The following is a 12255-nucleotide window of genomic DNA, read 5'->3' as shown; positions in this document are numbered from 1 at the left end:
TTTAATTTATTTTTTTTGAAAGTTCGTCGAGACGGTTTTTGTCAGCGGCAGACAAATCATCTAAACCATTTTTACCGATTTTGCTAAGTATCGCATCAATTTCGTCTTGTCTCTGCTTTTTCTCTGCGTTATAACGGTCATCAATGGTGTAATATTTTTCTTTGTTCGGAATGAACTTTTCCTTGATTTTTTTGCGGAAGAAATAAAGAAAAATTACCGCTACAGCGAGCAAAATAAAAACCGTGTCCATGATTTTAAAATAAAAATGTACAAAGTTTTATGCATAGAAACACATTGTACTTTGTACATCATTTTTTATAAATGATAAATTTTACCGTTGCATATTTTTAGCTTCGATGCTGAGGGTCGCATGCGGTACGGCAAGCAGCCTTTCTTTCGGAATTAATTTTCCGGTAACTCTGCAGATTCCGTAGGTTTTATTTTCAATGCGGATGAGGGCGTTTTTCAGGTCGCGCACAAATTTTTCCTGTCTTCCGGCAAGAATCGCATTCTGTTCTTTGCTTAAAGTTTCAGCGCCTTCTTCAAAAGCTTTAAAAGTTGGCGAAGTATCATCGGTACCGTTGTTCTGGTCGTTGATGAAACTTTCTCGAATCAGCATTAAATCTTTTTCTGCTTTATCGATTTTCCCCTGAATTAATACTTTAAATTCCTGTAAATCAGCGTCGTTATATCTTTGTCTGTCCTCAGTCATAGCTTTATTTTTATTTGTGTTTATGTGAATTTGAAGTTTTCACCGTAAAAAATATTAAATTTTTTGAACCTGAACCTTGAAAGTGACCTCGTCAATCTCTATTTCGTCAAAATTTGAAAGTGAATTTACAATTTCTATTCTATCTGACAATACTTCAGAAGAAATATATGCTTTATTGTTTATTATTTCCTGCTTAAACGGGCAATCGTCTTGCAATTCAATTGAAATTCTGTCTGTTAACTCGAAATTTTTATCTTTTCTTAAATTCTGCACGCGGTTAATAAATTCGCGCGCAATTCCTTCCGCTTTTAATTCTTCGGTTAAAGTTAAATCCAGCGCAACCGTAAGTTTTCCTTCGCTTGCCACCGTCCAACCCGGAATATCCTTGGTGAAAATTTCTACATCATCAAGAGAAATTTCATGGCCTAAAACGGCAATTTTTCCGGTTTTTTCTAAAGCTGAAATATCTTCCGCCGAAAACTTGGTAATTTCAGCAGCGACCGTTTTCATGTCTTTTCCAAGTCTTGCACCGAGTGTTTTAAAGTTCGGCTTGATTTGCTTTACAATAAGCTCCGCCGCGTCATCAGCATTAATAAGTTGAAGTTCTTTCACGTTCACTTCCTGTTTTACCAAATCTGAAACCGCTAGAATCTGCGTTTCTGTTTTTTTATCCAAAACCGGAATCATCACTTTTTGCAGCGGCTGGCGAACTTTGATATTTTCTTTTTTCCGTAGCGAGAAAACCATCGAAGTTATCTGTTGTGCCAGATGCGTTTTTTCCACCAAATCCTGATCGATTAAACGTTCATCAGCTTTCGGGAAATCGGTTAAATGTACCGAGGCAGCTTCTTCTTTTCCGGTGATTTTATTCAGATCCTGGTAAAGTTGATCCATAAAAAATGGTGCAATTGGCGCCGAAATTTTCGCCACCGTTTCCAGGCAAGTATATAAAGTTTGGTATGCCGAAATTTTGTCATCAGAATAGTCGCCTTTCCAGAATCTGCGTCGGCAAAGTCGTACGTACCAGTTGCTTAAGTTGTCGTTGACGAAATTATTGATGGCGCGCGCCACTTTTGTTGGTTCATAATCTTCGTAAAATGCCGTAACTTCTTTCACCAATAAGTTGAGTTCGGATAAAATCCAGCGGTCAATTTCTGGGCGCAATTCGATGTTTTTTTCGGAATATTTAAAACCGTCTACATTCGCATAAAGCGCAAAAAAGGAGTAGGTATTATATAAAGTTCCGAAAAATTTCCGGCGAACTTCATCAATTCCTTCCAAATCAAATTTTAGATTTTCCCACGGATTCGCGTTTGAAATCATGTACCAGCGCGTCGCGTCAGGACCGTATTTTTCTAAAGTCGTGAACGGATCTACTGCATTGCCAAGTCTTTTCGACATTTTCTGGCCGTTTTTATCCAAAACCAAACCGTTCGACATCACATTTTTGTACGCTACCGAATCGAAAACTGCAGTCGCAATGGCGTGTAGTGTATAAAACCAGCCGCGCGTTTGATCTACACCTTCAGCGATGAAATCTGCCGGAAAGGCTTTTCTAGCGTCAATCAGTTCTTTATTTTCAAAAGGATAATGCAGTTGTGCGTACGGCATCGAACCCGAATCGAACCAAACGTCGATGAGGTCCGATTCTCTTTTCATCGGTTTTCCGGACGGTGAAACCAGAATAATTTGATCCACAATATTCTTGTGCAAATCGATTTGCGCATAATTTTCCTCGGACATATTTCCAACTTCAAAATCCTTAAAAGGATTTTCGGCCATAAAACCGGCTTTTTTTGCTTTTTCTATTTCCGCCATCAGTTCTTCCACAGAACCGATGATGATTTCCTCTTTCAAATCATCGGTACGCCATATCGGCAAAGGAATTCCCCAATATCGGGAGCGCGAAAGATTCCAGTCGTTCACATTTTCCAGCCAGTTTGCAAAGCGTCCTTCACCGGTAGATTTGGGTTTCCAATTGATGGTTTCATTCAGTTCCACCAAACGGTTTTTCACCGCGGTCATTTTCACGAACCAGGAATCGAGCGGATAATATAAAACCGGCTTGTCAGTTCGCCAGCAGTGCGGATAACTGTGCACATATTTTTCGACCTTAAAGGCCTTATTTTCTGTTTTTAAAAGAATTGCAAGTTCTACATCCCAGGATTTTTCCGGCGCGGAACCGCTGTCATAATATTCATTTTTAATGAATTTTCCGGCAAATAATTCCGGTGTTTTTCCACCTTTTAGAAATCTGCCCTGAAGATCTACCAAAGGAACTAAATTGTCATTTTCATCTTTTACCAACATTGGCGGAATGCCGCTTTCTTTCGCAACGCGCGCGTCATCAGCACCAAAAGTGGGCGAAATATGCACAATTCCCGTTCCGTCTTCGGTGGTGACAAAATCTCCCAAAATCACGCGGAAAGCATCTTCCGGATTTTCAGCCGGTAAAAACCACGGAATAAGCTGCTCATATTCCGAGCCTACCAATTCTTCTCCGGTAAATTCAGCTAAAATCTGGTACGGAATTACTTTCGCTTCCGAGGTGTAATTTTTTAAATGTTCTTCGCTTCCTTCTGCATATTTTTTACCAAAATTTTTCTGCAAAAGCACTTTTGCCAAAACGATGTTGATCGGCTCGAAAGTATATTGGTTAAAGGTTTTCACCAAAACATATTCAATATCTCTTCCGACCGCTAAAGCAGTATTCGAAGGTAAAGTCCATGGAGTTGTCGTCCAGGCAAGAAAGTAGGTGTCGACTAAAGTTTTTTTAGTGTCAAATTCCGCCCAGTGCAAAGCGCCGCCACAGGAAGCTCCTGCAATTTCTTCTGTATCGATTGCACTTTCCGCTTTCAGGAAAGGAACTTTTTTAGCCGCTTTATCGGCAAATTTTTTCACTTTGAATTGCGCCACTACAGTCGTGTCGGAAACATCGCGGTATGTTCCGGGCTGATTCAGTTCGTGCGAAGAAAGTCCCGTGCCGGCAGCCGGCGAATAGGGCTGAATGGTGTAACCTTTGTACAAAAGATTTTTGTCGTAAAGCTGCTTCAAAAGCCACCAAACCGTTTCCATATATTTCGGTTCGTAGGTGATGTAGGGATTTTCCAGATCCACCCAATAGCCGATTTTTTCTGTCAAATCATTCCAAACATCGGTGTAGCGCATCACGGCATTTCTACACGCCTGATTGTAAGCTTCCACAGAGATGGTTTTGCCGATATCTTCCTTGGTAATTCCGAGTTCTTTTTCTACGCCCAGCTCAATTGGCAAACCGTGCGTGTCCCAACCTGCTTTCCGGAAAACCTGTTTTCCGTTTTGGGTTTGGTAACGGCAAAAAATATCTTTCAGCGCCCGCGCCATCACGTGGTGAATTCCCGGCATCCCGTTCGCCGAAGGCGGACCTTCATAAAAAACGTATTCCGGCTGTCCTTCACGAATCTCAACGGATTTTTTAAAAGTTTGATTTTCGGACCAGAATTTTGTAATATTCCCGGCAACAGCTGTTAAATCTAAATTTTTATATTCGGTAAACTTCTTCATTTTCAGTCTATTCAAAGCGTTGGAAGCTCATTAATTAAGTCTGCGAATATAAGGATTTTCGCGGAAATTTTCCGTAGATGAGAAAACTAAAATTTTGAGCTTGAAAGCCGAAAAAACTCGCTGCTTTAAGGGCAAATTTTTTCGTTTTACATAATTGCGGTTTTATTTCTTCTGTGGTTTAAATTTTTGAAGAAATATATAGGAGAGAAATCCTAATATTAATGAACAGCAAATCGCGAGGATGAAACTTCCAATAAGGTATTGCACCAGATTATTTTTAATGAAATCCATGTCAAAAGTCTGGTTTTCCAGCGAAGTACCGTTTTCTACGAAAGGCGCGCCAACCATCATCGAAGCGAAAATAATTAAAGGAATAAGCGGTGGAAAAGTAATCTGTGATGACATGAAAGTCAGCATTTTATTCATTTTAAAATAAACTGACAGCGAAATCGCTAGAAATGAATGCAAACCCCAAAACGGTGAAAGACCAATAAAAATGCCCAGTGCCACAGATTTGGCTTTAACTTCATTTGTTCCATCGGTTTCCAGAACGTTTTCTTTTAGAAAGCGTTTTAGGCCTTTTCGCCGGAAATACCGGTAAAATATTTTCTGGCTTTGAATGGTATTTTGGATGAATTTTTTCAATTAGAACTCGAACTTCGAAACAAATGTAAGGGTTTTCGGACTTCCACTTTGGTTTTCATTGGTCTGAAACTGTGTCGGAAAAATTGTCATTAAAAAAAAACTTCTACTTTTGCAAAAATTTCGAGGATGTCAAAAAATTTAGTGATTGTAGAATCACCGGCGAAAGCTAAAACGATTCAAAAATATTTGGGGAAGGATTTTGAGGTGAAATCCAGTTTCGGCCACATCCGCGATTTGCCTAAAAAAGGCATGGGAATTAATCTGGAAACTTTTACACCGGATTATGAAGTTTCTGCTGATAAAAAGAAGCTCGTTGCTGAATTGAAAGCTGCCGTGAAAAAAGCAGATATCGTTTGGTTAGCCTCCGATGAGGACCGCGAAGGTGAAGCCATCGCGTGGCATCTTGCACAGGAACTGAAATTAAAAGACGACAATACCCGAAGAATTGTTTTCCACGAAATTACGAAAAACGCCATTCTAAAAGCGATAGAAAATCCCCGAAATATTGACCAAAATTTGGTAAATGCGCAACAGGCGAGAAGAATTTTAGACCGTATTGTAGGTTTTGAAATGTCGCCGGTCCTCTGGAAAAAAGTAAAAACCGGACTTTCTGCAGGGCGTGTACAATCTGTAGCTGTACGTTTGGTTGTGGAGCGCGAACTGGAAATCCGTGGTTTTACCCCAAAATCTACCTTTAAATTTGACGGAATTTTCCTGAATGCTGAAAAGCAGGAAATCGCAGCCAAGCTGAAAAAAGATTTTGCTAAAGAAGGCGACGCTGAAGAATTTTTAAAGCAATGTCAGCAGACCGTTTTTAAAGTTCTGAATGTGGAAACAAAACCGGGAACGCGCACCGCATCAGCACCGTTTACGACATCCACTTTACAGCAGGAAGCCAGCAACAGACTGGGTTACGGCGTTACGGCGACCATGCGCGTTGCGCAAAGACTGTACGAAGAAGGATACATTACTTATATGAGAACCGATTCCGTGAATCTTTCTCAGGAAGCAATCAACGGGGCAAAAGCACAAATTCTCTCGGAATATGGCGAAAAATATTCGAACCCGAGAAATTATACCACGAAATCATCATCAGCGCAGGAAGCACACGAAGCGATTCGCCCTACCGATTTTTCCGTAAAATCTATAGGTGATGTTCAGCTGAATAAATTGTATCAGCTTATTTATAGAAGAACTTTAGCGTCGCAGATGACCAATGCCAAAATTGAAAAAACCGTTATCGAAATTGGCGACCAAAAACTGCCGCATCATTTTGAAGCGCAGGGTGAAGTCATTATTTTCGATGGTTTCCTTAAAGCGTATGGCATTGTAAAAACCGAGGAAGATGATGAGGAAAACAACGAAAAACTATTACCAAAAGTTTCCGTTGGCGAAACCCTGAATTTCCGGAAAATAGAGGCTACAGAAAAGTTTACGCGTCCGGCAGCGCGATATACGGAAGCCGGTTTGGTGAAAAAGCTTGAGGAATTAGGCATTGGCCGACCTTCAACTTACGCGCCGACCATCCAAACCATTCAGAATCGCGAGTACGTAGATAAACGCGAAATTTTGCCTCAGGAGCGGGAAATTCTAAAAATGACTTTAGAAAAAACCGAGCTGAAAAAGGAAATTTTAACAGAAAAATTTGGAGGTGATAAAAATAAATTTGTACCCACAGATATTGGTGAAGTCGTTAATGAATTTTTAACCCAAAACTTTGCTGAAATCCTGGATTATGGTTTTACCGCAAAAGTGGAGCAAGATTTCGACCTTATCGCAAACGGCGAAGAAAAATGGAAAGAAGTTTTGCAGGGTTTCTATAAAGATTTCCATCCGAAAATAGAAGATGTAGAAGAAAATGCCGACCGCGCAACCGGCGAAAGAATTTTAGGGAAAGACCCGAAAACCGGCAAAAATGTGCTTACCAGAATTGGCAGATTTGGTCCGATGGTTCAGATCGGGGAACAGGACGATGAAGAAAAACCGATTTTTGCCAGCTTGATGGCCAACCAGAATATCGCGACCATCACTTTGGAAGAAGCGCTGGAACTTTTCAAAATTCCATTTGATTTAAAGGAATACGACGGACAAACCGTGACGATTGGTGTTGGAAGATTTGGTCCGTATGTGAAATGGGGCGAAACTTTTATCAGCATTCCGCGTGGTGAAGATCCGCTTTCTATCACGCAGGAAAGAGCTGAGGGAATCATCGAAGAAAAGAAAATTGCCGATGCGCCGATTGCGAGTTATAAAGGCGAACCGGTAACGAAAGGAACGGGAAGATTTGGTCCGTTCATCAAATACCAGTCGATTTTCATTAACGTTCCGAAACGTTATGATTTCGAAAATCTTTCGCAAAACGATATTAATGAGCTGATTGAAGCCAAGCTGGAAAAAGAAGCAAACCGCTACATTCAGCAATGGCCGGAAGAAAAAATTTCCCTGGAAAACGGAAGATGGGGACCTTTCATCAAATTCGGGAAAGCCATGTTTAAAATCCCGAAAACCAAAAAAGACGAAAAATATACTGCCGAAGAATTAGCAGAAATTCCTTTGGAAGAAGTGAAAAAATGGATCACCGCACAGGATAAAAACGCTTTCAAAACCAAAGCTAAAAAAGCGCCCGCAAAAAAGCCCGCGGCTAAAAAACCTGCTGCTAAAAAGCCCGCAGCTAAAAAGAAATAAAATGTACTTTTAAGGCCGAAAATTTAATCTTCTGAAGCGAAAGTTTCAGAAGATTTTTTTTGAAATTAAAAATTTCATGCTTTTAACTCGTTATTTTTTAGATTATTAGCTGGTGAAAATTAGGCTTTATTCACAAATGCTTGTTTAATTTCGGATAAATAAATTTAAACAAAAACTTTTTTTAATTTTTCTTTAACAGACTATTTCTTGCGCTGTAGACCTTATATCGGAGCTATCGATCATTTGCTTTTTACAGCAAACTTCAAACAACATTTTTCTTCTTTTTTATAGTGTTAATGTTTTACCAATATTTATATATTTGACCCGCACAAAAGATGAAAAAAAGCAAAATGTTCTTTTAAAACACACAAACGATGTTAAAAAATTATCACAATTAAATTGTAATAATTATTTTAACAATGATAAAATATCCCTTAATAATATTTTGTTTTTTTGCTCATGTTCTAACAGCTCAGACTTCCAGCGCCGCGAAAGGCCCGAACAGCTACATTTACGATATTGATCTTGCACAGCAGCAAGGTTTTAGCGGTATAGAAATCCCCGTGAAAAAGGCCTACGATATGTGGTCCGATTACGAATTTTTAAAAGCTAACAGTACTTCCACACCAATTCCCGAAGGTACACAAAGCGCTTCTCTATACTGGGAAGATGTACCGGGTTTGGTGCAAAATGTTTCGATAATTTCACAAGGCGAGCCGTCTTCTTCAAAAATCAAAGTTTCTATTGATAACGCCCGCGGAAAAGGCAATGCGGTTATCGCGTTTAAAGTGAACGGAACCATTTACTGGAGCTGGCATATTTGGGTAACAGACAATCCCGAAAACGGCGTGAAGTATACCCAAGGTTTCGAAACTGATATAAAAGGAAATCCCGTCGAAATTCAATATATGGACCGCAACCTGGGCGCCGCAAGCAGCAGCTTTCTGGGTGATCAATGGCAGAAAAGTGGCGGATTAATGTATCAGTGGGGAAGAAAAGATCCTTTCCCGCCCTTGGTTTACAAAGATTCTTTCTTCTATGAAATCAGTGGGGAAGTGGGTGTTTTGAAACACAAGCAGATTGATTCGAAAAATTCTATTCCTGTAAAAGTGCGGCCTTTCGATGAAATTGAGAAAAACATTGAATATGCCGTCAAAAATCCTTTAACCTACATCGTAAATACCGATAACACCGGAAACTGGTTTTCCAGCAGCCGTTATAAAGTTGCAGGTGCAAGCCCGGATTATGTCACCTGGGATTTATGGTCCGATAACGCGAAAGGACAGAACAGCAACGCCAGCAGTTCCAGCACAACTTTAAAAAAAGAAAGCGCTTCCTACGAGCTGAAATCCGAACTCGATCCGTGCCCAAGCGGCTGGCGCGTGCCTTCATATTATGGGCGCGAAACTCAAAATAATAATCTCTCCTTTTTCGGCCGAAAAAACAGCGGCGTAAATGACGATTCTAATGTGCAATACCGCCAGATTTTCCCGGATGCTGAAAATACCAGCTTAAAAGGCATAAAAGTATATCCCGGTTTGGGAATGGATTTCACAAATGCGCAAGAAGGTGCAAGAAACATCGGCATCATGCCGGTTCCGGGAGCGTACGTGTATTATCCAAATGCAAACGCACCGACAGCACCGGTTGGTGTAACTTTCCAGGATAATCAATCGAACGGTGGCTTGTGGAGCGCAACTTTCGCGTATGACGGTGCAAGATTGTTCTCCATACTTTCGGATCCGTACCGAACTTCCACCAGTGTTGGTTTGCATGCGATTTATAACAATGAAACCAACCCAACAAAAACAGGAAACGCCGTGAGATGCATGCGCGACCCCAATATGGCAGCCATCGGCAATTTTGCGACGCAATATTTTTCAGATAAAAAAGAAAATTACCGAGTTGGTTTAGATAATCCAAATTCCTACATCCTTACCGGAAACCAAAAACTGGAAATTCCCGTAAACAAAGCGTTTTCCGTTTATAACCAGCTATTGACGCAACGCGAAATGTTACCTTCTGATAAATTGGTTGCAAAAGTTCTTTGGACAACAAACGAAAACCTGATCTCGAAAGTAAATATCCGTCCCGACGCAGCAGATGCTCGAAATTCAGTTATTGAAGTTACCACAAATGCAAATACCGAAGGTAACGCAGTAGTTTCACTTCACAACGGAGATGTAGATGGACCGGTTTACTGGAGCTGGCATATTTGGGTGACAAAAGACAACCCGACGGAAAACACAGTGAAATACACGACCGAAAGTCAGATTCCAGCTAAATTTAACATCCAAAATACAGGTACAACAAAATTGCCATCAATGACGACCGAATTTATGGACCGGAATTTAGGTGCGCTAAGCAGCGATCTCTCGTCTGGAAAAGCCAACGGTCTGCACTACCAGTGGGGAAGAAAAGATCCGCTTCCGTCTTTCGCAAATGGAAGCCAGGTTTTGGTTGCGTCGCAAAAAAATGCTGCTGAAGAGGCAAATTTTATTAAAGTAAGCAGCGCAGATTATGCAAACCGTTTTTCAAGTGCATATCAAGATTACGGTTCCAAAAATTCCGTGCAAAATAAAAAGGTAAGTGAAAATTTAAAATTTTCGGTGCAAAACCCGCTGATTTTTCTGTTTCAAAAAAATACCGGTAAAATCTACAACGGCGGAAACCATTATGATAATGATCTAAATGAAGTTCGTGACTGGGTGGCTGATGGCCGTGCGCAAGCTGCTGAAAGATGGGGTCACGCAGATGTAAAATCACCGTTCGATCCGTGTCCGGAAGGCTGGCGTGTGCCGGATGTAACTTTTACCAATCTGTACTCCGGTTCCAAAGGAAACTCGCCGTGGTACAACGGTTATCAGAATGACACCTACGGAAAACCAGGTGTAATCCAGGATCAGTGGCAGGATATTGCCAAAAATTATTCCGGAAAAGTGGACGGTACCAAAGGTTGGAAATTTGCAAATTCAGTATTTAACATCGGTGATTTCCCGGCGGACGGTATCCGTGGTGAAATTGGTGAAAATCAGCTGAATTTTGAACGTTCCGGCGTTTGGACGGCTTCTATGGCGGATTTTAATTCCGGTTTTGCTTTGGCGATGCAGTTTCAGAACGATAAAATGCAGACTGCGACCGGCGTTTATCCGCAAGCAGCAATGTCTGTGCGCTGCGCGAAAGATGTGACGCGTCTATTGGGCGCAAAGCGCGATCCAAAAGTAATTCGAGTAACTGTGCCGAAAGTGGAAACGCCGCCACAAACAATCACCACAACGGATGTTCAAATTTATCCAAACCCTTTTACCACAGAATTTTCGATCAAAAATAAAGACAGCCAAATGGTAGAAATTTACGATATGACCGGAAAACTGGTTTTGAAAAATTCCGTTCAAGACAATAAAGTTAATGCAAGTAATTTGCTTCCGGGATTATACATTGTGAAAATCGTTATGAAAGACAATTCCGTGATTACCAAAAAGATCATCAAACGTTAGTTAAATTTTTTTATAATGAAAAGCATCGCCTTTGGTGGTGCTTTTTTTATATTTTTGTTTTTCATTCAAAAAAACTTCTATGAATCTTGAAGATATTTTCCTTCCCGCCGAAAAAATCAGTGCCGAACCGTGGCAACTTGGCAGCATAATTTCGTCTGAAATAAAAGAAAACAGCATCGTGCTGATTTTCTGCTCAGATTATCGCGGCATCAGCGACGGTGAGGCGGAAATGGCAGACTTCAGGAATATCAGAAGTGAATTGTATAAGCTTTCAAAACTAGATTTTGAACTTCCGGTTTGTGATTTGGGCGATTTGGTTTCCGGGCGCACGCAGCAAGACACGCATTTCGTACTTGGTGAAATTATCACGATGTGCCGGCAGAAAAACGCAGTTCCGGTCGTTGTTGGTGGCAGCAACGAACTTTCTTACGTGCTTTTTTCAACTTTAAATTCACTTCAGCAACATCTTACTTATACGCAAATTTCAAATGTAGTTTCGCTAAATAACGACGGTGAAAATTTAACCGAAACCAACTTTCTGTCCCGAATTTTAAGTTCCAAAAATTTCAGTCTGAAAAATTATCACCATTTAGGTTATCAAAAACATTTGAATGCGAACGATTCGGTGAAACTGATGCGCGAAGTTGATTTTGATGTCATTCGGCTTGCTGAAATGATGGGAAGCAGTGAACGTACCGAACCGTTTTTTCGCCAGGCTGATCTCGTGACCGTAAACTGCGACGCCGTAGAAAGTATAGGCGATGGTTTCTCGGTGAATCCGCAGGTGAACGGCTTGAACCGCCGTGAAATTTGTGCTTATATGAAAGAAATTGGTCTGAGCCAGAATTTAAAAGCTGCCGGTATTTTGAATGCCAATATCAGCTCGCGAAACCAGCTGAATCACCAGCTTTTGGCGCAGATGATCTGGCATTTGATCGAAGGAATTAACATTCAAAAATCGCATCCGACTGAAAAAGCTTTTGAAACTTTTTGGGTGATGATTGGCGAAGAAAAATTTGCTTTTCAGCGCGAAACTTTTTCAGATCTGTGGTATTTCGGAACTGAAGAAAACGCCGGATACTTAAAACCGTGCGCGCAAACCGATTACGAAATGGCGAAAAATGGTTTCATTAATCCAAGATTGCTGAAAATATAAGCGAAAACGCTTTAAAG

General features: G+C 40.7%; 7 protein-coding genes. 3 read left to right on the top strand and 4 right to left on the bottom strand.

Annotated features, from left to right (window positions below; translation table 11 throughout):
* Nucleotide 1: 1 nt before the first annotated feature.
* The 4 genes from OA84_RS02610 to OA84_RS02595 form a co-directional block, all read right to left on the bottom strand.
* Nucleotides 2-250: a DUF6576 domain-containing protein gene (locus OA84_RS02610; protein WP_039341900.1), complete on the bottom strand. Its 249-nt coding sequence runs from the start codon at nt 248-250 to the stop codon at nt 2-4.
* Between the two features lie 81 nt (nt 251-331).
* Entirely contained in the window at nt 332-712 is a 381-nt protein-coding gene (locus OA84_RS02605; RefSeq protein ID WP_039341897.1) for a TraR/DksA family transcriptional regulator, read from the bottom strand.
* A gap of 54 nt (nt 713-766) precedes the next feature.
* Nucleotides 767-4255 carry an isoleucine--tRNA ligase gene (gene ileS / locus OA84_RS02600; protein WP_039341895.1) on the bottom strand — a complete coding sequence of 1163 codons (3489 nt, stop codon included), beginning with the start codon at nt 4253-4255 and terminating at the stop codon, nt 767-769.
* A gap of 162 nt (nt 4256-4417) precedes the next feature.
* Entirely contained in the window at nt 4418-4900 is a 483-nt protein-coding gene (locus OA84_RS02595; protein WP_052252073.1) for a DUF2062 domain-containing protein, read from the bottom strand.
* Between the two features lie 126 nt (nt 4901-5026).
* Between OA84_RS02595 and topA the strand changes: the two genes are divergently transcribed.
* The 3 genes from topA (at nt 5027) to OA84_RS02580 (ending at nt 12238) form a co-directional block, all read left to right on the top strand.
* A complete protein-coding gene (topA, locus tag OA84_RS02590; RefSeq protein ID WP_039341893.1) occupies nt 5027-7585 on the top strand; it encodes a type I DNA topoisomerase in 2559 nt (852 codons plus the stop codon).
* 419 nt (nt 7586-8004) lie between these two features.
* Nucleotides 8005-11082: a T9SS type A sorting domain-containing protein gene (locus tag OA84_RS02585; RefSeq protein ID WP_039341890.1), complete on the top strand. Its 3078-nt coding sequence runs from the start codon at nt 8005-8007 to the stop codon at nt 11080-11082.
* A 79-nt stretch (nt 11083-11161) separates the two neighbouring features.
* A complete protein-coding gene (locus OA84_RS02580) occupies nt 11162-12238 on the top strand; it encodes an arginase family protein (protein WP_039342683.1) in 1077 nt (358 codons plus the stop codon).
* Nucleotides 12239-12255: the final 17 nt, after the last annotated feature.

Source organism: Kaistella solincola, assembly GCF_000812875.1.
Lineage (GTDB): Bacteria > Bacteroidota > Bacteroidia > Flavobacteriales > Weeksellaceae > Kaistella > Kaistella solincola.
The sequence above is the reverse complement of the archived record's forward strand: the minus strand, read 5'-3'. Positions and strand labels throughout refer to the sequence as shown.

What these genes read in the sequence shown, in the direction of transcription:
- OA84_RS02610 (WP_039341900.1), bottom strand. Translation starts at nt 250, where the DNA reads ATGGACACGGTTTTTATTTTGCTCGCTGTAGCGGTAATTTTTCTTTAT.
- OA84_RS02605 (WP_039341897.1), bottom strand. Translation starts at nt 712, where the DNA reads ATGACTGAGGACAGACAAAGATATAACGACGCTGATTTACAGGAATTT.
- ileS (WP_039341895.1), bottom strand. Translation starts at nt 4,255, where the DNA reads ATGAAGAAGTTTACCGAATATAAAAATTTAGATTTAACAGCTGTTGCC.
- topA (WP_039341893.1), top strand. Translation starts at nt 5,027, where the DNA reads ATGTCAAAAAATTTAGTGATTGTAGAATCACCGGCGAAAGCTAAAACG.
- OA84_RS02585 (WP_039341890.1), top strand. Translation starts at nt 8,005, where the DNA reads ATGATAAAATATCCCTTAATAATATTTTGTTTTTTTGCTCATGTTCTA.
- OA84_RS02580 (WP_039342683.1), top strand. Translation starts at nt 11,162, where the DNA reads ATGAATCTTGAAGATATTTTCCTTCCCGCCGAAAAAATCAGTGCCGAA.